Source organism: Thioclava sp. GXIMD4216, assembly GCF_037949285.1.
Lineage (GTDB): Bacteria > Pseudomonadota > Alphaproteobacteria > Rhodobacterales > Rhodobacteraceae > Thioclava > Thioclava litoralis.
On record NZ_CP149926.1, the window covers coordinates 2,034,887 to 2,058,049 of the forward strand.

The window sequence follows — 23,163 nt, forward strand, 5'->3', positions numbered from 1 at the left end:
GCGCAGAAGGGCATGTGTCAACCGTTTGCATGGCTTGCCATTTCCCCGAAGCCCGCGCTTAATGGCCCGATGACAGCGCCCAGCTCCCTGCCCAGCTCTCTGCCCCGCCTCCAGCAATCGCCGCGCGATCCCGCCTTCGTGCAGGCGCCCTACCTGTTTTACGACCGTGTCAGGCAGGCCGGACGGGTGGTCTTCTGGGAGGATTGGGGCCTGCCGGTCACCGCGCATTCCACCGTGGTCGGTGGCTGTTTGCGCGACCGACGTCTGGGCCGCGCGGCCCCTGCCGGTTTCGGCACCACGCCCGCCGCCCATCTTGCGCCCTTCTATGATCTCGAAGCGCATAGCATGCTGGAACTTGACGGCCCGCCCCATGCCAAATTGCGCGCGCAGGTGCTACGGGCCTTCACCTCACGGCGGATCGCGGCCTTGGCCCCCGAAATCGAGGCGCTGTGCCATCAGCTGATCGACGCGCTGCCCGAAGGCGGGTGCGACCTGCTGCCCCATTATGCCCAGCATGTGCCCGCCATCATCATCGCCCGCCTTCTGGGGCTGGACGACGCCACCGCCCCCGACCTGCTGCGCTGGTCGCATGCGATGGTGGGGATGTATCAGGCGCGCCGTAGCCCCGAGGTCGAAACCGCCGCCGTCGCGGCCAGTCTGGAATTTGGCGCCTTCCTGCGCGGGCAGATGGCCAAACGCCGCCTCAGCCCCGCCGATGACCTGCTTTCGGCGCTACTGGCAACGGAAACCGATGAGGATCGCGGGCTGAGCGAGGCCGAAATCCTGTCGACCGCGATCCTGCTGCTGAATGCCGGACACGAGGCGACGGTGCACTCGCTGGGCAATGCGCTGGCACAGCTTTTGCGCCAGCCCCAGCTTTGGGCCGCCTCACAGGAGGCCGCAGACAACGCGCCCGCCCTTGCCGCGCTTGTGGAAGAGGCCCTGCGGTTCGACCCGCCGCTGCATCTGTTCCTGCGCTGGGTGAAAGAGGATATGGAAATCGGCACGCAGGTCTTTGCCCGCGGGGAGCGGATCGGGCTTTTGCTGGCAGGGGCCAATCGTGATCCCGCCATCTGGTATGACCCCGACCGCTTCGACCCACAGCGTCCGGGCAAGCCGCATCATGCCTTCGGTGCGGGCGCCCATTTCTGTCTGGGAGCCCCCTTGGCACGGATGGAGATGCAGATTGCGCTGAAAGTGCTGATCCAACGTCTGCCCCGCCTGACGCTGACCGAGCCGCCTGCCTATGCCGACCTCTATCCCTTCCACGGGCTGAATACGCTGAAGGTGCATTACTAGCGCCAGAACCGGCAAATGCGGGATCGCTTTGCCGCAGGAAAAAATCCGGCGCAGGAAACCTCCCCGCGGGCCGGCACCTATGTAACGGCCCCCTGATTATAAAGGCAGCATGGTGGTATTCTTGATCTCTTCCATCGACAGGAGGGCGGTGACATTATGCACCTTCACCTCGGAGATCAGCGCCTGATAGAAGGCGTCATAGGCACGGGCGTTCTGCACGCGCACCTTCAGGATATAGTCGATATCGCCCGCCAGCCGGTGGGCCTCCATCACCTCGGGGCGCGCCCGCAGGGCGGCCAGAAACTTCTGCTGCCAGTCGGCCTCGTGTTCCGAGGTGCGGATCAATACGAAGAAACAGGCATCGAAACCAAGGGCTTCGGGGTCCAGAATGGCAGTCTGCTGGCCGATGATCCCCGCCTCGCGCATCTTGCGGATACGATTCCACACGGGCGTCTTCGACGAGCCGACCTTGCGCGCGATATCATCCAGCGATTGGCTCGCATCCAGCTGGAGCTGAGAAAGAATTTTCCGATCCATGTCGTCAATACGGACTGACATTCGCCCAACCTCCGGTGAACGGAACATACGTTCCAAGTTTATTTGGCTTACGAACATACATCCTTATTCGCAAGACCCCATAGCGCCACAGGGGAATAATTTCCTATATTACAGCCTGAAAGCCAGAGGTCTATGCAAATGTCTCACAGCCCGTCAAACGCCCAGATGCCCCCCCTTGTCACCTTTGCCGGTGCGGGTCCGGGGTCTGCCGAGCATGTGACGCTGGCGGTGGCGCGGGCACTGGCCGAGGCGGATGTTGTCTTGCATGATGCGCTGGTCGGGCCGGAGGTGCTGGCGCTGATCGGCCCGCAGGCCACGCGGATCGAGACCGGCAAACGCGGCTTCGGCCCCAGTATGGATCAGACCGATATCACCAGCCTGCTGCTGGGGTTTGCCCTTCAGGGACGCAGGGTCCTGCGGCTGAAATCCGGCGATCCGTCGATTTTTGGCCGTATGAACGAGGAAATCACCGCGCTCGAACTGGCCGGCATCGGCTTCAGGGTTCTGCCCGGCATCACCTCGGCCTCTGCCGCGACGGCGGCGATCGGCCAGAGCCTGACAGAGCGGGGCCGCAATTCCGAGCTGAACTTCCTGACCGGCCATGACACCAAAGGCTATACGGATTCCGATTGGGCGCGTCTGGCCCTTCCCGGCGCGGTCGCAGCCATCTATATGGGCAAGAAAGCCGCCCGATTCATTCAGGGCCGCCTGATGATGCACGGGGCCTCGGCCCGAACGCCCGTGACACTGGTCGAGAATGTCGCCCAGACCGAACAGAAAATCTGGGCCGCGACCCTTGCAACCCTGCCCGAGGTGGCCGGGTGTTGTGTGGGGCCCGCCATTATCCTTCTGGGCCTTGCGCCCCGCCTTTCGACAAAGACCCACACCCTTACCGATCTTCACCAGCCAGATCATCACGCCCGAGAGCAAGCCCGTGAGGAGGCATTCTGATGGCACGTAAATTCACGCCGAAAGTCCTGACCGCCAATGATCTGATGGAAGGCGATGTGATCTATCTCGCCGCCGACGGGTCTTGGGTGCGCGACCATGCGCAGGCCGAATTCATCGAGGACGAGACCATCGCCGAAATGCGGATGCTGGTGGCCCAAGGCCAGCCGGAGATCGCCGTCGGCCCCTATCTGGCCGATGCGAAGATGGGGGAGAACGGCCCCGAGCCCACCCATTTCCGCGAAGCCTTCCGGACCCGCGGTCCGTCGAACTACTTCCACGGCAAGCAAGCCGAAACAGCCAGCCAGTAACAGGAGCGCGCGATGTATACCTATTCCGATTTCGACGAAGCTTTCGTGCGCGAGCGTTGCAAGCAGTTCCGTGCTCAGGTGGCCCGCCGCATCGACGGCTCGCTGACCGAGGATGAATTCAAGCCGCTGCGCCTGATGAATGGCGTCTACCTGCAGTTGCATGCCTATATGCTGCGGATTGCGATCCCCTATGGCACGCTGCGCTCGGACCAGATGCGCCAGCTGGGCATGATTGCCGATCGCTTCGACAAGGGCTATGGCCATTTCACCACCCGTCAGAACATCCAGTTCAACTGGCCCAAGCTGAAGGATATCCCCGATATCCTTGACGCGCTGGCCGATGTGCAGATGCATGCGATCCAAACCTCGGGCAATACGATCCGCAACACCACTGTGGACCATTTCGCCGGTGCTGCCACCGACGAGATCGCCGACCCGCGCCCCACAGCCGAGCTGATCCGCCAGTGGTCCACCGACCACCCCGAGTTCCAGTTCATGCCGCGCAAGTTCAAGATTGCCGTTGGTGCCTCGACCCATGACCGCGCGGCGCTGAAGGTGCATGACTTGGCGGTGGAGCTGGTCGAACAGGACGGCCAACAGGGCTACCGCATTCTTGTGGGCGGCGGTTTGGGCCGTACGCCGATGATCGGTCAGGTGATCACCGATTTCATCCCCAAGGCCGATCTGCTGCCCTATCTGGAGGCAGTGGTCTCCACTTGGAACATCATCGGTCGCCGCGACAATAAATATAAGGCCCGCATCAAGATCACCGTTTTCGAGAACGGGATCGAGAAGATGCGGGAGCTGGTCAATGAGGAATTCGCCAAGATTCGCGCGAAATTCTCGGGCTATGACCAGAAGGTTCTGGCCGATCTCGAACGCCAGTTCGCCCCGCCCGCCTTCAAGAACACCGACCCTTCCTCACTGGAGGCGGCTGTGGCGGTTGATCCGGCGCTGGCGCGTTGGGTCAACCGCAATACCAATGCCCATAAGGTCGAGAACCATCTCTCGGTGGTGATCTCGCTCAAAGAGCACGGCAAGACGCCGGGCGATGCGACGGGCGAGCAGATGCGCCTGATGGCCGATCTGGCCGATCAATATGGCTATGGCGAGCTGCGCATCAGCCACGAGCAGAATGTGATCCTGCCGCATGTCGCCAAGGGCGATATTCCGGCGCTGTTTACCGCGCTTGCCAAGGCGGGTCTGGCGACGGCCAATGCGGGGCTGACCTCGGATATCATCGCCTGCCCCGGCATGGATTACTGCGCGCTTGCGACAGCCCGCTCGATCCCCGTGGCCGAGCAGATCGCGCTGCGCGTCAAAGAGCTGGATCTGGAAGACGAGATCGGTCTGATGAAGATCAAGATCTCGGGCTGCATCAATGCCTGCGGTCACCACCATGTGGGCCATATCGGCATCCTCGGGCTCGACCGTGCGGGCGTCGAGAACTACCAGATCACGCTGGGCGGCGATGCGACCGAAACCGCCGCTATCGGCGAGCGCACCGGCCCCGGTTTCGCCTATGACGAGGTGGTGCCTGCGGTCGAGCGTCTGTTGAAGACCTATCTGGAGAAACGCAACTCCACGGACGAGACCTTCCTCGCGGCCTATCGGCGCCTTGGTGCCGAACCTTTCAAGGAGGCGCTGTATGGAGACGCAGCTAAAAAGAATGCCGCGTGACGGCTGGGCCTCGATCGAGGACCGCGTTGCAGGGCTGAACAGCCGCTACAAGCACCATGCCGCCATCACCGTGATGGAAAAAGCGCTGGATGACCATGACACGGGCGATGTGGCGATGGTTTCGTCTTTCGGGGCGGAATCGGTGGTGCTGTTGCATATGGTGTCGCTGATCCGTCCGGCGACGCCTGTGCTGTTCATCGACACGCATATGCTGTTTCAGGAAACGCTCGACTACCAGAAAGAGGTGGCCGAGAAGTTGGGTCTGACCGGTGTGCAGGTGATCACGGCCGACCAGAAGGACCTCGATTTCGAGGACCCCGATGGCACGTTGCATCAGTTCAACACCGATGCCTGCTGCACCTTACGCAAAACGGTGCCGCTGGAACGCGCACTCAGCAAGTTTGACGCATGGATCACGGGGCGCAAGCGCTACCAGTCGGGGACCCGTGCGGCGATCGACTTCTTCGAGGTAGAGACCCCTACCCGCATGAAGATCAATCCGCTGGCGCATTGGACGCGCGAGGATCTGCAGGAATATATGATCCAGAACCGCCTGCCGAAACATCCGCTGGTGGCCAAGGGCTATCCCAGCATCGGCTGCGCCCCCTGCACCAGCCCCGTGAAACCGGGCGAAGACCCCCGCGCTGGCCGCTGGCGCGGGCAATCCAAAACCGAATGCGGGATCCATTTCATCGGCGGCAAGGCCGTGCGTGTGGGCCCCGATGGCAAGGTAATTGACGAAACCTCCAAAGGAGAAACCGTCGCATGAGCAAGATTGTACGCGATGACGGCTTTCATGCCGATGATTTCACGGGCGCGCCGGTGGTGCTGCCCTCGGATACCGATCCGGCGCAGCTTGCGGCCCTGACCCAAGGGGCCGAGCTGGTGATCTGCGAGTTCCCGTCCTTTGCAGATGGGCGCGGCTTTACCCTTGGCCGCCGGTTGCGCGATCTTGGCTTTGCGGGGCGGCTGCGCGCCCGTGGCCATGTGATCGCCGACCAATACGCCATGGCGCGTCGGTCCGGTTTTGACGAGGTCGAGATCTCGGACGAGCTGGCCACCCGCCAACCGCAAGACCAATGGATCTTCCGCGCCGACTGGCAGGAGCATTCCTACCGCCGCCGTCTGATGGGCTAAGATCAGGCTTTGCCATAGGCGCGGCTCTGCGCTATGGCAGGCCCCAGCACGCTAACGCCATCTTTTTCGGGTTCAGCCTTTCGCCATACCCGTTCGATATGTTCTTTCCGGACGCCTCCTTGATGCCCTCCGGACCAAACACGAGACCGCCATGACCGAATCTGCAACCAAAACCCCGCCCGTCAAAACCCTTCCCGATGCGCAGACCGTGACCTCGGTCAAACATTGGACCGACAGCCTGTTCTCCTTCCGCGTGACGCGCCCGCAATCTTTGCGCTTCCGCTCGGGGGAATTCGTGATGATCGGCCTGATGCAGACCGACGAGAAAACCGGCAAGGAAAAGCCTCTGCTGCGCGCCTATTCCATTGCCTCGCCGAATTGGGACGAAGAGCTGGAATTCTACTCGATCAAGGTTCCGGATGGCCCGCTGACCTCGCGTCTGCAGCACATCAAGGAAGGCGACGAGATCATCCTGCGCCCCAAACCCGTCGGCACGCTGGTCCATGATGCGCTGCTTCCGGGCAAGCGCGTGTGGTTCTTGGCCACCGGCACCGGCCTTGCGCCTTTTGCGTCCTTGATGCGCGACCCCGAGACCTACGAGAAATTCGACGAGGTCATCATGATGCACACCTGCCGCACGGTTGAAGAGCTGGAATACGGCAAGCAGCTGGTCGAGGGTCTGCAAAATGACGAGCTGATCGGCGAGATGGTCGAGGGCAAGCTGAAATACTACCCGACCGCGACCCGCGAGGAATTCCACCATATGGGCCGCATCACCGACAACCTGAAGTCGGGCAAGGTCTTTGAGGATCTGGGCCTTGCGCCGATGAACCCCGAAACCGACCGCGCGATGGTCTGCGGGTCTCTGGCGTTCAACAAGGACGTGATGGAGGTGCTCGAAAGCTTCGGCCTGCGCGAAGGTGCCAATTCCGAGCCGCGTGAATATGTGGTCGAGAAAGCCTTCGTCGGCGAAGGCGTCTGATCCCGCTGACGGTCTTTCAGGGCCCTCCGCGCTGCGGGGGGCCTTTTTCATTTCCCATCGTCGTCCCGCCCCCTACATCTCGACACCATAGGGCGCGATCTTGGAGCCCCCGGCACGGAGGGCGGTCTGCGCGTGGAAAGAGCCGGTCCCGGCGGCTATATGGCGCATAGACCCCTATGGGCCTGCAAAACGCAAGAGCGGGTGACGATCCGCCCCGCGCGCCCTAGATGTGAAAAACCAGAAAGGATTTCCCAATGGCACATATTTTTCTCATCGGTGCGACGGGCGGTATTGGGGCGCGCCTTCTGCCCATGCTGATCGCGGCCGGACACGAGGTCACGGCCCTGCATCGTACCCCCGAACAGGCCGCAAAACTGACCGCCCAGGGGGCCAGCCCCGTTTTGGGCGATATGATGGAGCTTACCGCACAGGATCTGACCCCGATGATCGAGGGCCATGACATCGTCATATTCTCGGCGGGGGCCGCAGGATCGGGGCTGGATCGCACCTCGCGTATCGATGGCGAGGGCCCGCGCGAGGTGATGGCGGCAATGGGACGTGCGGGGGTGGACCGGTTCTACCTTGTCTCCGCCTTTCCCGAAGCAGGGCGGTGGAAAGAGCCGAACCCGAATTTCGAACATTATATGCGCGTCAAGAAAGAGGCCGATGCCGCCGTGGTGCGCAGCGCGCTGTCTTGGGTCATCCTGCGCCCCGGCACGCTGGTGACGGAAGACGAGGACGGCAGGATCGCGGCAGGACTGGCCCTGCCCTATGGCACCGTCAAACGCGGCAATGTCGCCCGCGCACTGGCCACATTGGTCGATATGCCCGACATCCGCCATGAGCTGATCGAGCTGACTGATGGTGAGTCTCCCCCCCTTGAGGCCCTGCAGGCCCTGCGCCGCAGCGCCTAGGCACAGGGACCGCCCAGAAAAAGCGCATCCGTCACAGGATGCGCCCCGGTCCGCCGCCAACCCCCCGATCCGGCTTCCCGCCTTGGCAGAATCTGGGGTTTCTTGGACCGGCGGGTGCGTTTGCGGTTGAAACCGGTCGCGCGCGGTCCTATTTTATGCGCCAACTGATTTTAGGCTACAGAAGGATTAACGCCATAGCCCGCAGACCCCATAATGCCCCGCCGACCCGCGACACTGGTCCTCGCGTGAACGGACGGATCCGCGCCCCTGAAATTCGTCTGATCGGCGCGGAAGGTGAAAATGTTGGTGTAGTGACCCCGTCGAAGGCGCTTGCTATGGCCGAGGAAGCCGGGCTTGACCTCGTCGAGATCTCCCCCAATGCCAAACCTCCGGTCTGCAAGATCATGGATTTCGGCAAGTTCAAATACGAACAGCAGAAACGCGAAGCCGAAGCCCGCAAGAAGCAGAAGATCATCGAGGTCAAAGAGGTCAAGTTCCGTCCGGGGACCGATGTCCATGACTACGAGGTCAAGCTGCGCTCGGTGAAGAAATTCCTTGAAGGCGGCGACAAGGTGAAAGTCACCCTGCGGTTCCGCGGTCGGGAGATGGCACACCAGAATCTGGGTCTCGAACTTCTGAACCGCGTCAAGGATGACGTGGGCGAGCTGGGCAAGATCGAGAACATGCCCAAGCTGGAAGGCCGCCAGATGGTGATGATGATCGGGCCGAAATAAGGTCCGACACGATCAAGGCTGTGCATTGGCCATAGCCAGCAGGGTTGCCCTCCTCGTGTTTCGGGGAGGGTTTTTCGTGGAAGGTAGATGTAGGAGTTGCATTTACATCACCTCTGCGAAGATCGCATCTGCGTGAGCAGGCGTGAGTTGAGCGAGCGGGGTCTTTCATGCGACTTTGCTCATATTCAGAATTCTGAACGGGAGTTCACACCATGTCTCAAGACCGTTCCGGTCACCTTTCGCGGCGCAGCGCCCTGCTTTTGGGTGGTGCGGCGCTTTGCGCCCCCGCGATTGCACGTGCCGCGACGCAAGACATTCCTATGGCGCAGCAACCGGCCATCGTGGCCGCGCCGTCGCGCCACAATATCTCGGCGTTCCGCGAGATCCATTGGCAGGACCATTTCGACCGGCTCGATCGCGTGACGCTGATCGCCGACACCCATTCGAAAGCCCTGCACTACTGGGCCGTCGACGGTGCCGATTACCGCCTCTATCCGACCTCCGTGCCGATGACCGATGCGCTGACCAAGCGCGGCTATACCGAGATCGTGCGCAAGAAAGTCGGCCCCGACTGGACGCCGACCAAATCGATGCTCGAAAAGGATCCCTCGCTGCATTACATGCCGCCCGGTCCCGACAACCCCTTGGGCACCCGCGCGATGTATCTCAGCTGGCCCGCCTATATCATCCACGGCACCCATGACACCCGCAAGATCGGGCGTCGCAGCTCGTCGGGCTGTATCGGGCTTTATAACGAACAGGTCGAGCAACTCTTCGAGCTGTGCCCCGTGGGATCGCAGGTCAAGATCCTCTGATCCCACCATAGCCTACCGGTTCTACCAGCGCCCCCCCAGACGGGGGCGCTTTTTTATTGGCGCAGGGGGGGGCATTAACCAAGAGTTAGGGCCGGATATGCGAACACAAGGAACTTCAAGAGGATAGATTTAGCTGAAAGGTTCATTATGGCCCTTCCCGACACACTTTGCGCCCGTTTGATCGAGACAGTGAAGACCCATCGCCTTTCCGGCAATTTCGTAATGCTCGGTCGCCAGCGATGGATCGGCTCGCGCAAGGGGGCTTCGGCCCAGCTATTGACCGACACGATTGCCAGATATCTTCCCGGCCTGAGCGAGGCCGATCTGAAAGACCCGCAATCGATCTATTCCGAGCATTTCATCCGCAAGCTCGGCTTCGATACCGTTGACTCGATGGATATGTCGGATTTCGAAGGGGCCTCGCTGGTGCAGGATCTCAGCAAGCCCCTGCCCGAGGCGCTGCACCACCATTTCGACGTGGTCTATGATGGCGGCACCTGCGAGCATATCTTCGATCTGCCGACCGCGTTCCGCAATCTCAATACCATGCTGCGCCCGGGCGGCACGCTGATCGGGCATTCTCCCTGCAATGGCTGGATCAACCACGGCTTCTACCAGATCACGCCGGAAATGGTGTTCGGCTTCTGGCAGAGGACATTGGGCTATGAGGTGCTTGATCTGAAATTGCAGCCGATGCTGCCCAATTTCGCCAATGCCTTTGCCACCACCACCAACCCCAATGACACCGGCAAGCGCCCGCGCCTGAGCCGCCAGCTTCCGCTGAATTCGCCGGTCATGCTGCTCTATGTGGTGCGCAAGCCGCTGGAAGGGTCGCTGGGCGATGGCAGCGTCTACCAGACCGACTACATGCGCAAATGGGATGACGCGCAGCCTGCCCCCGATGCAGATACGGGCACAGGCGCAGGCATGGGCACCGAATAAGCGGCGCTCCCTCCCCGACAGGTATGTTGTAGAGCGGGCCTGCTGCAAGACCGGCGCGCGGCCAGACGGGGCACGCCGCCGAGCGATGCGCGACCGGCCTTTGACTGCCGCCCGAGCAAGAGCCGCCCTTGTGCCGCAAACCTTGTGCCGCAAAGCCGGAGCACCGCCGCCGACCATCGTCCCTCGGACCACAGACACGCCGCACAACCACCACCGCGTCCGAAATTTGAAGCGCCACGAAAATTTAAAGCGCCGCAGGAGGGAGACCCGCGGCGCTTTCTTCGGATCGGGCAAGGGAGAATGCCCGTTGACCCGCAATGGGTGGATCTTGCCGGAACCCGGCTAGAGGGAGATAGATCCACCTGACCTTTGTCTAGTCCCACAGGAGACGGAGGACTTTGACACATATCAATCTGCACGCGGGGCGCGAAAACTCAAATCAGGTTTTCGGGAGATCGCGCAGAGCTTTCCTCACCGCCGCGTTATCATTACGTTTGAGAACCCACGCGCCCAGCCGTCGCGCCAGCGAGAGATGGCCCTTGGCCACGCAGCGGTTGAAAAGCTCCTTCTGGTAGCGCGGGAAATTCCGCCGCGCCCGCAGCGCCATATGGAAGTCATTGGGGCTGAGTTGCCCTTCCAGCGCCTTGAGGATGATCGGCTGCAAGATCCCCATCTGGCTGAGTGACGACCCCAGCCTGTGCCCCATCAGCGGCGCGCGCAGCTTCACCACATTCTCGCCGGTGAAGCGCGCCACATGGCCCGCATCCAGCGGCTCATAGGGGTCATAAAGAATGCTCACACGGTTTGCCGTCAGGCTCGCCTGCGCCGCATCGCCATATTTGCCGGAAAAATCCTGCCCCCAAACGGTTTTATAGCGCGTCTCCCACGGCACAACGGTTTTATCCAGCGTGGATTGCGGCGAGATCGCCACCACATCCGCCCCCGGACAGGCCGCCGCAAAGACACAGGCCGCATAGCCGCCCATCGAAGCACCGTAAAACACCACGCGGTCGAATTGGGCAAAGAACCCCTCGGCGGCCAGCCGGTCGAATTCGGCCATCACCCAAGGGTCGCGATACCATGTCCAGCCGCCCGCCATAGCCCCCAGCATCGACCAGCCCTGTTTCTCGATAAAACTATAGCCCCAAGGGCGGCGGTCCTCGCGCTTGCCCATCGCGATATCAAGATTGTCGAAGGTCACCACAAGGGTGCGCCCGCGCGGCACGTAGAGAAAGCTATGCTGGCCGTTATCGGTATAGAACCCCTCGGGGCCTGCCAGTTCGCGCGCGATCTTTGCCCAGGCCGGATCGCTTTCGGCCTTAGGGGCAAAAGGGCTGAAGAGCACCCGGCTGATCTTGCCCTTGCCCCTTCCCGCCTGTTCCTCGATCAGCTCGTTCTCGCCATAGGGCTTGAGGAAAGGAAAGGCCCCGCTACCGGCGCGGATATCCATCAGCATCCGGCTATCGGCATGGAACAGGCGCCCCATCAGCGGCTCTAGATGTTTGACCTTGGACAGATCGCCAAAGCTTGCCAGTGACAGCACCAGATCGGCGGGCTTCACCTCTGCCGCTTGGGTCACGATACGGATGCGCGCGCCATCAATACCGCCGGCCACCAGCTGCGCCTTCACCCCCTGCGCGTGGGGCGTCGCCAGAGCGGGCCAGCTTCCATCGGGGGCAAGGTCGATCAGGTCGATATCGCAATCGAAACGGCTCTGGGCGGCCTGCAGCAGATCGGGGGCGGTGGCCCCCAGATCGGCAATCCGTTCCACGCGCGTCTGTCCGGTTTTCGCAAGCAGCGCCTCTGCTGCCGCACCGCTGGCGCCTTCGGGGGCCGGAACCGGCGCGGGGGCCGCAGCTGTCAGGATCGACCCGTCGGGCAGCACGCCATGTTTGGTCATCAGCATGCCGACACAGCTGCGCGGCTTCGGGATGCCGCCATGCTTGTCATTAATCCGTGCCCGCAAACGGCGGCCATAGAAATGGATCGAATAGGTTTTCTCGGTGATATGCTTTTGCCAGTCATAGCCCGGCTGGGTCATCTTGGCGCGCCATTTGTAGTCGATGGGATAAAGCGCCTCTTGCGGCATCGCATGTTTGATCTCGCCCGTTTCCTTCAGGAAATGGGTCAGGCCATGCGGGCCCCAGACGCCCCAAGGCTGGTCACCGGCATGGACCGGCTCGCCACGGTCGCGGGCCGCTTCCAGCTCGCGGGTGTAGTCATCGCCATACCATGTGGGGATCGCATATTCGTCATTGGTGAACTCGATCAGCCGCCCAAGCGCCTCGCTGTCCTGCGGCAGACCCAGCACGCCGCCATTCACCCCTTCCTTGCTTTCCCACGCAAAGAAATGCCCCGTGGGGGTGGTGAAGGGTTTGACGCAATAGGCATCGGTATCGGCCCAGATCATATGGTCATGCTTGGCCAGCAGGTGATAGCGGAAGCGGTCCGAATGCAGCGCCGGCGAATTGGTGCGGCCATGACGCAGGAACTGGTCCGCCGAGAGGATCTCGTTGGCATCGGCAATCGCCACCCCTTCGGGGACATTGGGGATCGGCTCGTAGGAATACAGCGTGATATGCTGGCCCGCATCGACAAAGCTTTTCAGGCACAGCACCTCCAGAAAGCTCATCTTGCCGCCGATCCAAAGCGCCGCAACCTGATAGTCTTTGCTCATCTTTCCTACACTTTCCTGGCCACCGGATGCCGGTCTTGTTAATGCATATTAACGCAAAGGCAGCTGCCTTGGTAAATGCGGTCATCATGCGAAGCACGTGCGACATTTCCAAGGCATTTCTGCCCCAACGCCCCGTCAGAACGTAAAAAATTTCCTAAATCTCATGAAGTTGGCGCTTGCGGCGTGAAAATGGCCCGCGTGATGGCGGCGTCCGGCTCCGGCTCTGCCGCCTCCAGCCGCCGCAAAGCCCCCTGCTTGCGCAGATAGGGAAACCCGCCCGATCCGCGCCGGATGTCGATGACCAGCACCCCATCGGGGCGCAACAGACGCGGCAGAAGCGGCCCTAGCGCGGTCACCGGCCATTGGTCGCCATAACTGCCGGTGGCAAGGGCCAACCCGTCCGGCTCCAGAAAGAACGGGTCAAGAACGACGCGCACCAGATCCCGCCGCACCCCCTGCGAGACAAGCCATTCCACATAGGGCGCAACCCAGGGCGATGGCGTGGTTTGCGCGGTCCCTTCGGGGGTCAGATCCACCAGTACCACATCGCAATTATGCCGCCGATGCGCGGCCAGCGCGAGGCCCGGTGCCATGCCGCCCAGATCATAGCAGGCCCGCACCACCCCGACCCCCATTTCGGCCAGCACTTGCGCTGCGATCCCTGTTTCCTCGAAGGTCAGCTTGGCGCGTTCTGTGATCGGGGCAAATTCGGGACGCAGCCCGTGCTTGCGGCACAGATGTTCAAGATAGCTGCCGTTCGCAGGGGCGCTATGGGGATTGCGCCCGAGGCTGCGCTTGTTCGAGGCCCAGAGATGCAGCCCCGTGGTCTGCGCGGAAAGACGCGCCTGCATCGCCGTTTCGCTGCCCAGCAGCTTGGCCCGCTCGGGGAACGGCACAGGGTAGAACGCCTCCATCGGCTGCACCTGCCCGCCAAGGCCCAGAGCATGGGTGAAATAGGTCACCATCAACGGCCCCCAGATCCCCCAAGGCTGCTGGCTGACATGCACAGGCGTGCCCCGCGCAGCCGCCTCGTGATAGCTGCTGGCAAGATGGGGCGGCAGGAACGGCGCGATGGAAAACCGGTCCTTGGTGAAATCGAGCATGGTCTGCAAAAGAAGAGACCCCGCCGGCAGCGCCAGCACCGCATTATTGACCCGCGGGCTGTCGGGCAGCTCGTAGCCCAGCACATAGGGGCTGTCGTATGTGAGCGGGCGGTGGCAATACACATCGGTATCCACCCAGATCATGCCCGGACATTTGGCCAGCATATGCAGCCGGAACAGATCGGCAAACAGTGCGAAACTGTCCTTGCGCTCGTATTTCAGAAACCCTTCCTGCGGGTCTGGGGCAAGGATCTCGCGCCCGTCGCGCAAGATGACCCCGTCAGGGACATTCTCGATCGGCCCGTAGGAAAACAGCGTGATTTTCTGTCCCTGATCGACAAAGCTTTTGAGACACAGGATTTCAAGCCAGCTCAGCCGGCCGCCGATCCACAGCGTTCCTATCTCGCGCATGATCCCCCCACACACCACAGGCCAGTCATTCTACGGGCCATATCACACCCGAAGGCCAAGTCCGGCGGGGCCTTGCCCCAATTTGGCGCCCCAATTTGGCCTCAACTTGCCCGAAATCGTGACATTTTCCAACGGAATACGAAAAAAAACCGAAATGGCCTTAACCAAATCTGCGGCTTGTGCTTTCACAAAGACAACAGACTGCCCCGAAGACAGGGCGGGCCGCGGAAACCTCCGCCGGAGACGCAGGATAACGACGACATGGCATCAGTGATCAGACGCAGCCTTCTGGCAGAAGACCCGTGCGAAGAGGCGGGCACCGGCCCCGTCCTTCTGGATGCGGTGACGTGGGAGGCACAGGGCTGCCGCCATCTGCGCGCGATGTTTGCCAACCCCTCACAGGCCGCGCAGATCACCCATCTGGACGGCGGCACGATCACCGAAACGCGCGATGTGGCTGGCGGGGCGATGCTCTGCGCCACGCTCGACGGCCCCCTGCCGGTGCAGATCACGACCCAGACCGATGCGACCACCCCGCCCCATATGCGCCCGCTTGCAATGGCCGAGGCGGAATGGGATCTGCTGCGCGATCGCAACTGCCTGTTCGGCCAACGTTTCGAGGAAAGCGCCGAGACGGTGCTGGACTGGCTCAGCTGGCATGCCGACCAGCATGCCGCCACCGGCGCGGTGATCCTCAACCGGTTTTCCGATGCGCCTTTCGTGGCGCAGCTGGCCAAGGGGCTGGATGACCGCGATCTGGAGATGGTGGTGATCGTCCTGGACTGCCCCGTCGCGATGGGCAAGCCCGGCATGGGCCCCGAAAGCCACCCCTTCCTTGCCCCCGACGCCCCCGGCAAGGACCGGATGGAGCCTCCCGCCCCCGATCCGTGGCGCGCGCCCCTCGGGCAGGGTCTGGTCTTCGAAATTGCGAAATGGCGGTTTCTGGCCGAAGCCCGCGCCGTACTGACGCTGGATGTCACGGACCTTCTGGCCCCCGTGGCCGATGGCAGGATGGGCGCCTTCGATGCCTGCCTCGAGGCCCCTTCCGGGGTGATCATGCTGGTCGGGCGGCGGATCTATCCGTGGCGGGTGCGCAATGGTGCCGCGGAATGTTTCGCCGACCATATCTGCCGCCAGTTCGATGCGCGGCGCGGCACCGCACGCTGGGGATGTGCGCCCGCAAAGGCGGGGCTGGAGGCGACATGGCGCATGGTGCGTGTGGCCTATGCCAAGCCCGATCCTGCGCATGTCTTCCCCTTCTGGCGGGCAATGGCGCTGCGCGTGCCGGGGCGCAAGGCGGCAGAGCTGGCCCCCAAGACCTCGCTGGTAGAGGACGAACAGCTTCTGGCGCTATCGCTGGATGTCTGGGGGCACAAGCCCGTGCGGCCTCCGGTCTCCAAGGTCAAACCCGCCCTCAAAGCGGCCCTGCGCGCCGGTCGCACCGCGATTGTCACCACGATGAAAAACGAAGGCCCGTTCATTCTGGAATGGCTGGCCTATCACCGTGCGATCGGGGTGGATGATTTCCTGATCTATACCAATGACTGCACCGATGGCACCGATACGATGCTGGACATGCTGATGGCCAAGGGGCTGGTCCAGCACCGCGAGAACCCGTGGCGTCCGGGGGGCGAGCTGAAGCCCCAGCATGCCGCCCTTCAGGCCGCCGAATCCGAACCCGTCATCCAGCAGGCAGGTTGGGCGATCTGTATGGATGTGGACGAGTTCATCAATATCAAGATCGGCGATGGCACCCTGACCGACCTTTATAAGGCGATGGGCGAGGCGAATATGATCTCGCTGACATGGCGGCTGTTCGGTAATTGCGATGTGCATGACTATGAGGACCGCTTCCTTCTGGACCAGTTCACCACCTGCGCGCCGGAAGTCGTGCGCAAGCCGCATCAGGCCTGGGGGTTCAAGACCCTGTTCCGCAATATGGATATCTACAAGAAGATGGGGGTGCACCGCCCCAAAGGTCTGGTGCCGGACCTGTGGGATCAGGTGAAATGGCTCAATGGGTCGGGCCAGCCCATGCCGCGCGAGATGTTCCGCAATGGCTGGCGCTCGACGCTGGAAACCTATGGCTATGACTGGGTGCAGCTCAACCATTATGCTGTGCGCTCTGCCGAGAGCTTTCTGGTCAAGCGTGACCGCGGGCGGGTGAACCATGTCGACCGCGATCAGGGGCTGAACTACTGGTTCCGGATGAACCATAATTTCGAGGAGGAACGCTCGATCCAGCGGATGATCCCCGCGCTACAGGCCGAATATGACCGCCTGATGGCCGATCCCGAGATCCGTGCCGCCCATGAAGCCGCCGTGGCCGCGCATCGCACCAAGATTGCCGAGCTGCGCGCCACCGAGAATTACGAGAACTTCTATGGCGACCTGACCAGTGCCAAATACGAACGGCTCTCGCGCATGCTCCAGCATTTCGGCTCTGCGGTGTTCAATGCCGGCCCCGACTGCCTGCCCGAAGACATGCATCTGCGCGACGTGGCCCCCGATTTTTTCTTCACGGTCGAACATGAGGGCGAGGCGGAGCACTAATGGCAAACCGCTGGAAGAACACGCCAGTTAGGGTCGCGAGGATCCGCAGGCACGCGCGCAAAGCGGTCAACAGCCAGACAGACGGGCTGCCCCCCCCCCTCCGCGCCCAAGGCCGCGCCTGCCGGAGCCCCCTCGCAGGGACAGTGCAGGAGGCGGCCCCATGAATATCCTCGGCATCAGCTGCATGAAGAACGAGGGCGCTTTCCTGCTGGAATGGATCGCCCATCACCGTGCCATCGGCATGGACCATTTCCTGATCTATTCCAACGATTGCGAAGATGGCACCGATCTGATGCTGGACCGGTTGGCACAGATGGGCTGGCTCAGCCATGAACGCAATCCCGGCCCGTGGCGGCGTGGCCCGCAATGGGAAGCCCTGCTGCGCGCCGACGAGCATCCGGCACAGCAGCGCGCCGATTGGGTGCTGGTCTTCGACGTGGATGAATTCGTGAATATCCATCTGGGGGCGGGACGGTTTTCGGACCTGATCGCCGCCCTGCCCGACGCCGATGCCATCGCCCTGACATGGCGGCTTTTCGGCAATAACGGCGTGATCGACTATACCGACACCCCCGTAACGGACTGTTTCGACAAGGCCGCCCCCCCTGCCATGCTCTGGCCGTGGCGGGCCTCGCTGTTCAAGACGCTCCTGCGCAGAACCGGAGATTACCGCAAACTGGGGGTGCATCGCCCCCGTGGCCTGACACAGGGCGCGGCGCCGCGCTGGTTTGACGGCGCGGGCACTCCGCTCCCCGATCTCTACCAGAAAAACCGCCTTTTCACGCCACCCGATCGAAACTGCTGGGGCATGGTGCAGCTGAACCATTATGCGCTTGGGGCAATGGAAAACTATGTTGTCAAATGCGACCGCGGACGGGCCAATCGCGATGTCGGAGGGTTCGACCTGTCCTACTGGGTGGAGCGCAATTTCTGCCAGGACGAGGACCGGAGCATCCAGCGCACAGCCCCGCTACGCGGACCGCTGTACCAGAGCCTGCTGGACGATCCCGTGCTCGGTGTCTTGCACGCGCAGGCCGTGCGCTGGCGTCACGAGAAGATCCGGTCCCTGCTGCGCGAAGAGGCCCCGCGCGCCATGTTCGGGCGGCTTCTGCTGACCCCGCCGACGCGCCCCTTGTCAAAGGCCGATGCCCAGCGCATGCTGCGGCTGGCACATTTGGCACAGACCAGCCAGACCAAGCCGGATTTGTAAACAATACCGTATCAATCACAGCATTGTTTACGCAATACCTTGTGGCCATTGCATTTTCTTGCGTTCACCATGATTTTGTCATTTTAAAATAGTGATAGGTTAACTGAAAATCGCAGATACTCTCTGCGCCGGTCCGGCACTGTGTCCGGCCATTACCGAATTTGAAGGGGCCTCGCCATGCAGGATATGAGCGTGAACAACTGGCAGACGCGGATGAGCGCGCTCGGGCAGGAATTCGGCCATTTCGAACAGTTGGGCCCAGCGCATGTGGCCCTGTTCAGCGAGGACGGGCCTGTCCTTCTGGTCAGTTTCGAACTGCGCGATGATCTGCTTGATACGGATCAGGACGGTTTGCCCCTTGGCTACCGCATCGCGCAGGAGGGTGGCTGGTCCAGCCTGACACTCATTGCCGAGGATGCGACATGGTTCCGCGCGCCCGAGGTCTATGCCTATTTCGACCGGCTCGTCGATGACGGGGTCTTCGAAGACTATGACCGCGTCGTGTTTTACGGGGCGGGCTCTTGCGGCTATGCGGCGGCGGCTTTCTCTGTGGTGGCCCCCGATGCCACGGTGATCGCGATACAGCCGCAGGCCACGCTCGACCCGCGTCTGGCCGGTTGGGATAACCGTTATCCGGAAATGCGGCGTATCAGTTTCTCGGACCGCTATGGTTTCGCGCCCGAAATGCTGGATGGCGCGAAACAGGCCTTCGTGGTCTACGATCCTTTGCAGCGGCTTGATGCCATGCATGCCGCCCTTTTCCACCGTCCCAATGTCACGCTCCTGCCCTGCATTCTGGCGGGCGAGAATATCGAGGCAATGCTGGCGGGCTGCAACGTGCTGGAGCTGATGATCGCACGTGCCTGCGAGGGCAAGCTGACGGCGACAGAGTTCCGCAAGCTGTATCGCAACTGCCGTCAGAACATTGCCTATCTGCATACCCTGCTGCGCAGCATCCGCCCGCAGGAACGGCTTTATCTCGAGGCGCTGATCTGCCGCGACGGGGCGCGCCGCTTTGATGCACCGCGTTTCCGCCGTCGCTATAACAAACTGGTCGAACTGCTTGCCCCGAACGGGATCGAACTGGAACCCGAGCCTGTCTGAGCGGGCGATCACGGGCCCGATGCGATAAAGCAGGCACAAAAAGGGCGATCCGTCATACCGACCGGATCGCCTGAACTTTTTACGCCTTTGGCCTGACGGGCAAGGCAAGGCTGCCCTGCATCCCCGCCCTGAACCACAAGTCAGAGATAGAACTTGTCGCGGAAGACATAGGTCACGATCTGGTCCCGACGGATCCCCTTGGCGGCAAGAGCCGCATCCGAAAGCCCGTTGAGGCGAACGATCTCGGACTGACGCGAACGCGCCTCTCCAAAGGCGACGAAAGCCCGACCGATCGCTTGGAAGAACCGCAGAACCGATGAGGTTGCCGCCGGTTTACGCGGCATTTGTGCGATATGCGTCATTTGGAAAACTCCTGTATGCGTGCTTGCAGGACTTTCCCCCCCTATGGTCGGGTTTATGACAAAGCGTCGCAAGGGACCATGTGTAATGCTGCAGCCCCGCCATGCAACGCGCGCAAAGGCGGGGCGTCCCGTCTGCGGTCTAAATCCAGCCCAGCAGGTGCAGCCAGCCATAATGCAGCGGTAGCAGAAGGAGATAGGTCAGCAAGGCCATGCTCAGGCACAAGCGGATCCCCGCCCGAAGCGGCACACGCGCTAATCCCATTGCCACAACGATCGGCGCGGCCTGATAGGGCAGAAGCGGGGTCGAAAATCCGACGACCTGCAGCATCAGTACCCCCGAGAGCGGCAGCCCGCTTCCATCGGCAAGAGCCTGTGCCAGCGGAGTGAACAGCGCGGGCACACCATTAGCGGTTACCACAAAATTCAACAGCCCCGCCAGACCGGCCAGCGTCACCACATCGCTATAGCGCCCCTGCGCATCCAATGGCGCATAGGCCAGAAGCCCTGCCCCGATCCGCGCGCCCAGCCCGCTTTGCGCCACCAGCGCCGCAAGTCCCAGAATTGCCGCGACATAAAGCGCGCTTCTATGGTTCACCTTGGTGCCGAATTCCTCGCCGCTGACAAAACCGACCTTTGGTAGCAGGCACAGACAGGCTGCTGCCAGACCGATCCATGCAGGCGCGATCTTATGCAGGGAATCGCTCAACCACAGCCCAAGCGTCACCACCAGCAACAGCGCCAGCCGCTTCTCTGCCGCCGTGATCGGTATCTGGGGGCTTTCGGCAGGCCGCAGGGTCAACCGATCACGGAACATAAGGAGAACACACGCCCCGAGCACGGCCCCCTTCAGTAGCCCCAGAACCGGCAGATTGGCCAGAAGATAGGGGAAATAGGACAGATGCAGGCCATAGCTTGTCTCGACCGCCCCCAGCATCACCAGATTGGGCACATTCGCAGGCAGCACCGAAGCCGATAGCTGAAAGGTGCCCAGAGCGGTGGCCAGTGCCAGACCGACCCGCCCCGGACGCCCCGGCACCAACCCCGTTTCCTCCGCCAGCGCCAGAATAACCGGCATCAGCAATGCGATACGCCCCATATTGGACGGCATGACAAAGGCCAGCCCGTAGCTGAGCGCGATCGTTCCGAAGACCAGCCGCGGATAGGACTGCCCCAGCCGCATCGCCAGCACCCGCGCAGCCCGCGCGGCAAGCCCCGTCTTGGCGATGGCCAGACCGATCACATAGCCGCTCAGGACCAGCCAGAATGCCGCCGAGGCAAAGCCCGAAAAGATGACCGAAGCCGGCGCGACCGAAAACATCATTGCCGCAGCAAAGAAGATCAGTGCCGTCAGATATTCGGGCAGCCTGCCACTGGCCCATAGCAGGATCGTCACCGCCACCAGAATCGCAACCATCGTCCCCGCTCCCCGAATATCCCTCAGGACGGGTGATGGGCAGGCGGCATGTATTGTCAATTTGGTCCCTGCGGTGTTTGCGCTCGGCCATAGCCCCCCGGCCTATACGACGCGTGGCAAAGTTTTCGACAAGAGTTTTCGACGCAGGCCCGCGCTTCGCGCTGGATTTGCGCGCCCGCTCGGGGTAATCGACACCCATGACCCAGATCACCATTCCCCGCCCCGATGACTGGCACCTGCATCTGCGCGATGGCGCGATGCTGAAGGCCGTCGCCCCCGAGACCGCCCGCCATTTCGGCCGCGCGATCATCATGCCCAATCTGGTGCCGCCGGTCGTGACCGGCGCTCAGGCCTCTGCTTACCGCGACCGTATCCTGAAGGCTCTGCCCGAAGGCGCGGAGTTCGAGCCGCTGATGGTGCTTTACCTCACCGAGGATACCGACCCGGAGGATGTGGCGGCAGCCCATGCCTCGGGTCTGGTGAAAGCGGTGAAGCTGTATCCCGCAGGCGCCACCACCAATTCGGCCTCGGGTGTGAAGGACTTCGACAAGGTCCGCCCCGTGCTGGAGAAAATGGCCGAGATCGGCCTGCCGCTTTGTGTGCATGGCGAGGTGACCGCGCCCGAGATCGATATCTTCGACCGTGAGGCCGTGTTCATTGACCGTGTCCTTGATCCGGTGCTGCGCGCGGTCAAGGGCCTGCGCGTGGTCATGGAACATGTCACCACCAAGGACGGTGTGGAGTATGTGAAATCGCAGGGCGAGGACATGGGCGCCACGATCACCACGCACCATCTGATCATCAACCGCAACCACATCCTCGTGGGCGGGATCAAGCCGCATTACTACTGCCTGCCGGTGGCCAAACGCGAGGTGCACCGCCTTGCGCTGGTCGAGGCCGCAACCTCGGGCAACCCGCATTTCTTCCTCGGCACCGACTCGGCCCCGCATACCGATAACGCCAAGGAAAACCCCTGTGGCTGCGCGGGCTGCTTTACCGCGACCAATACGATGGCGCTTCTGGCCCATGTCTTCGAGGCCGAGGGCAAACTGGAGAACCTTGCTAAATTCGCAAGCGAGAATGGCCCCGCCTTCTACCGCCTGCCGGTGAATGCCGCCACGCTGACGCTGACCAAGACCGATGAGGCCGCCCAATGGCCCGCCAAGATCGCGGTCGAAGACAGCCCCGTGACTGTGTTTGATCCGGGCTTCCCCTGCTTCTGGCACGTCCAAGACTGATATCTCCCGCGCCGGTCCTCCGGCGCGGTTTTTCCTAGGAAGGTACTCCACATGATCCCCGCAAGCTTCCCCCCGAAAGAAGAGATCGCCCGCCTGACCGCGCGTATGCTGCTGGAAATCAAGGCCGTGCATTTCAATGCCCGCGAACCCTTCACGCTGGCCTCGGGCCTGCCGTCCCCCACCTATATTGACTGCCGCAAGCTGATCAGCTTCCCGCGTATCCGCTCGACGCTGATGGATTTCATGGCGGTGACCGTGATGCGCGAGGCGGGCTTTGAGGCATTCGACAATGTGGCCGGTGGCGAGACCGCAGGCATTCCCTTCGCCGCGATGGTGGCGGAACGTCTGGCCCTGCCGATGACCTATGTGCGCAAAAAGCCCAAGGGTTATGGCCGCAATGCCCGTATCGAGGGCGCGATGTCCGAAGGCGAACGCGTTCTGCTGATCGAGGATCTGACCACGGATGGCGGCTCGAAACTGTCCTTCGTGGATGCGATCCGCGAGACGGGCGCGACCTGCGGCCACACTTCGGTGATCTTCTATTACGGCATCTTTGACGAGACGATCCCGAACCTGCGCGAACATGGCGTCGAACTCTCCTATCTGTGCACCTGGTGGGACGTTCTGGCCGAGGCGCGCGCCCAAGGCGCCTTTGACGCCGAGACGCTGGACGAGGTCGAGGCCTTCCTCAAAGCGCCGCGCGCGTGGCAGGATGCTAATAAAAAAGACTGACCTTGGTCAGCGACAAGGGTCGCGCCAAGATTTCTGTGG

The 23,163-nt window shown here is 62.1% G+C and carries 21 protein-coding genes; 16 read left to right on the plus strand and 5 right to left on the minus strand.

The features are described from left to right. The first annotated feature begins 12 nt into the window (after positions 1 to 12). Complete coding sequence (locus WDB88_RS10030; protein ID WP_339107533.1) at positions 13 to 1,299, plus strand: cytochrome P450; 1,287 nt, start codon at positions 13 to 15, stop codon at positions 1,297 to 1,299. Between the two features lie 96 nt (positions 1,300 to 1,395). Here the strand turns inward: WDB88_RS10030 and WDB88_RS10035 are convergent, their stop codons facing one another. Further along, complete coding sequence (locus WDB88_RS10035) at positions 1,396 to 1,857, minus strand: Lrp/AsnC family transcriptional regulator (protein ID WP_339107534.1); 462 nt, start codon at positions 1,855 to 1,857, stop codon at positions 1,396 to 1,398. Between the two features lie 165 nt (positions 1,858 to 2,022). Here WDB88_RS10035 and cobA point away from each other — a divergent pair, with 165 nt between their 5' ends. From cobA to WDB88_RS10085, 10 genes are all read left to right on the plus strand, one after another. Then, a complete protein-coding gene (cobA, locus tag WDB88_RS10040; RefSeq protein ID WP_339107535.1) occupies positions 2,023 to 2,808 on the plus strand; it encodes a uroporphyrinogen-III C-methyltransferase in 786 nt (261 codons plus the stop codon). Further along, positions 2,808 to 3,116 carry a DUF2849 domain-containing protein gene (locus WDB88_RS10045; RefSeq protein WP_339107536.1) on the plus strand — a complete coding sequence of 103 codons (309 nt, stop codon included), beginning with the start codon at positions 2,808 to 2,810 and terminating at the stop codon, positions 3,114 to 3,116. Before cobA ends, WDB88_RS10045 begins: the two co-directional genes overlap by 1 nt. A gap of 12 nt (positions 3,117 to 3,128) precedes the next feature. Next, a complete protein-coding gene (locus tag WDB88_RS10050) occupies positions 3,129 to 4,796 on the plus strand; it encodes a nitrite/sulfite reductase (RefSeq protein ID WP_339107537.1) in 1,668 nt (555 codons plus the stop codon). Next, positions 4,765 to 5,565 carry a phosphoadenylyl-sulfate reductase gene (locus tag WDB88_RS10055; protein WP_339107538.1) on the plus strand — a complete coding sequence of 267 codons (801 nt, stop codon included), beginning with the start codon at positions 4,765 to 4,767 and terminating at the stop codon, positions 5,563 to 5,565. Before WDB88_RS10050 ends, WDB88_RS10055 begins: the two co-directional genes overlap by 32 nt. Then, a complete protein-coding gene (locus tag WDB88_RS10060) occupies positions 5,562 to 5,933 on the plus strand; it encodes a DUF934 domain-containing protein (protein WP_339107539.1) in 372 nt (123 codons plus the stop codon). Before WDB88_RS10055 ends, WDB88_RS10060 begins: the two co-directional genes overlap by 4 nt. Before the next feature lie 151 nt (positions 5,934 to 6,084). Continuing rightward, positions 6,085 to 6,915 (plus strand): ferredoxin--NADP reductase, encoded by an 831-nt coding sequence (locus WDB88_RS10065; RefSeq protein ID WP_339107540.1) that lies wholly within the window; start codon positions 6,085 to 6,087, stop codon positions 6,913 to 6,915. 254 nt (positions 6,916 to 7,169) lie between these two features. Beyond that, on the plus strand, positions 7,170 to 7,829 hold the full coding sequence (locus WDB88_RS10070) for an SDR family oxidoreductase (protein ID WP_339107541.1): 660 nt from the start codon (positions 7,170 to 7,172) through the stop codon (positions 7,827 to 7,829). A 155-nt stretch (positions 7,830 to 7,984) separates the two neighbouring features. Next, entirely contained in the window at positions 7,985 to 8,563 is a 579-nt protein-coding gene (gene infC / locus WDB88_RS10075) for a translation initiation factor IF-3 (protein ID WP_339107542.1), read from the plus strand. Positions 8,564 to 8,775: 212 nt separating this feature from the next. Next, complete coding sequence (locus WDB88_RS10080; protein ID WP_339107543.1) at positions 8,776 to 9,378, plus strand: L,D-transpeptidase; 603 nt, start codon at positions 8,776 to 8,778, stop codon at positions 9,376 to 9,378. Between the two features lie 147 nt (positions 9,379 to 9,525). After that, entirely contained in the window at positions 9,526 to 10,320 is a 795-nt protein-coding gene (locus tag WDB88_RS10085; protein ID WP_339107544.1) for a methyltransferase domain-containing protein, read from the plus strand. A gap of 439 nt (positions 10,321 to 10,759) precedes the next feature. Here WDB88_RS10085 and WDB88_RS10090 read toward each other — a convergent pair whose 3' ends face one another. After that, positions 10,760 to 12,997 (minus strand): hypothetical protein, encoded by a 2,238-nt coding sequence (locus WDB88_RS10090; protein WP_339107545.1) that lies wholly within the window; start codon positions 12,995 to 12,997, stop codon positions 10,760 to 10,762. A gap of 161 nt (positions 12,998 to 13,158) precedes the next feature. Continuing rightward, a complete protein-coding gene (locus WDB88_RS10095) occupies positions 13,159 to 14,511 on the minus strand; it encodes a hypothetical protein (RefSeq protein WP_339107546.1) in 1,353 nt (450 codons plus the stop codon). A 261-nt stretch (positions 14,512 to 14,772) separates the two neighbouring features. Here WDB88_RS10095 and WDB88_RS10100 point away from each other — a divergent pair, with 261 nt between their 5' ends. The 3 genes from WDB88_RS10100 (at position 14,773) to WDB88_RS10110 (ending at position 19,378) form a co-directional block, all read left to right on the plus strand. Continuing rightward, complete coding sequence (locus WDB88_RS10100) at positions 14,773 to 17,064, plus strand: glycosyltransferase family 2 protein (RefSeq protein WP_339107547.1); 2,292 nt, start codon at positions 14,773 to 14,775, stop codon at positions 17,062 to 17,064. A gap of 160 nt (positions 17,065 to 17,224) precedes the next feature. After that, positions 17,225 to 18,274 (plus strand): glycosyltransferase family 2 protein, encoded by a 1,050-nt coding sequence (locus WDB88_RS10105; protein WP_339107548.1) that lies wholly within the window; start codon positions 17,225 to 17,227, stop codon positions 18,272 to 18,274. A 177-nt stretch (positions 18,275 to 18,451) separates the two neighbouring features. Continuing rightward, complete coding sequence (locus tag WDB88_RS10110; protein ID WP_339107549.1) at positions 18,452 to 19,378, plus strand: phosphoadenosine phosphosulfate reductase; 927 nt, start codon at positions 18,452 to 18,454, stop codon at positions 19,376 to 19,378. A 140-nt stretch (positions 19,379 to 19,518) separates the two neighbouring features. On the opposite strand, the gene WDB88_RS10115 is transcribed toward WDB88_RS10110, so the two are convergent. Beyond that, positions 19,519 to 19,740: a DUF1127 domain-containing protein gene (locus tag WDB88_RS10115; protein WP_339107550.1), complete on the minus strand. Its 222-nt coding sequence runs from the start codon at positions 19,738 to 19,740 to the stop codon at positions 19,519 to 19,521. A 139-nt stretch (positions 19,741 to 19,879) separates the two neighbouring features. Further along, complete coding sequence (locus tag WDB88_RS10120; RefSeq protein WP_339107551.1) at positions 19,880 to 21,214, minus strand: SLC13 family permease; 1,335 nt, start codon at positions 21,212 to 21,214, stop codon at positions 19,880 to 19,882. Between the two features lie 137 nt (positions 21,215 to 21,351). On the opposite strand from WDB88_RS10120, the gene pyrC reads away from it, so the two are divergent. Both pyrC and WDB88_RS10130 read left to right on the plus strand, forming a co-directional pair. Then, complete coding sequence (gene pyrC, locus WDB88_RS10125; RefSeq protein WP_339107552.1) at positions 21,352 to 22,392, plus strand: dihydroorotase; 1,041 nt, start codon at positions 21,352 to 21,354, stop codon at positions 22,390 to 22,392. Positions 22,393 to 22,443: 51 nt separating this feature from the next. Next, positions 22,444 to 23,124: an orotate phosphoribosyltransferase gene (locus WDB88_RS10130; protein WP_339107553.1), complete on the plus strand. Its 681-nt coding sequence runs from the start codon at positions 22,444 to 22,446 to the stop codon at positions 23,122 to 23,124. Positions 23,125 to 23,163: the final 39 nt, after the last annotated feature.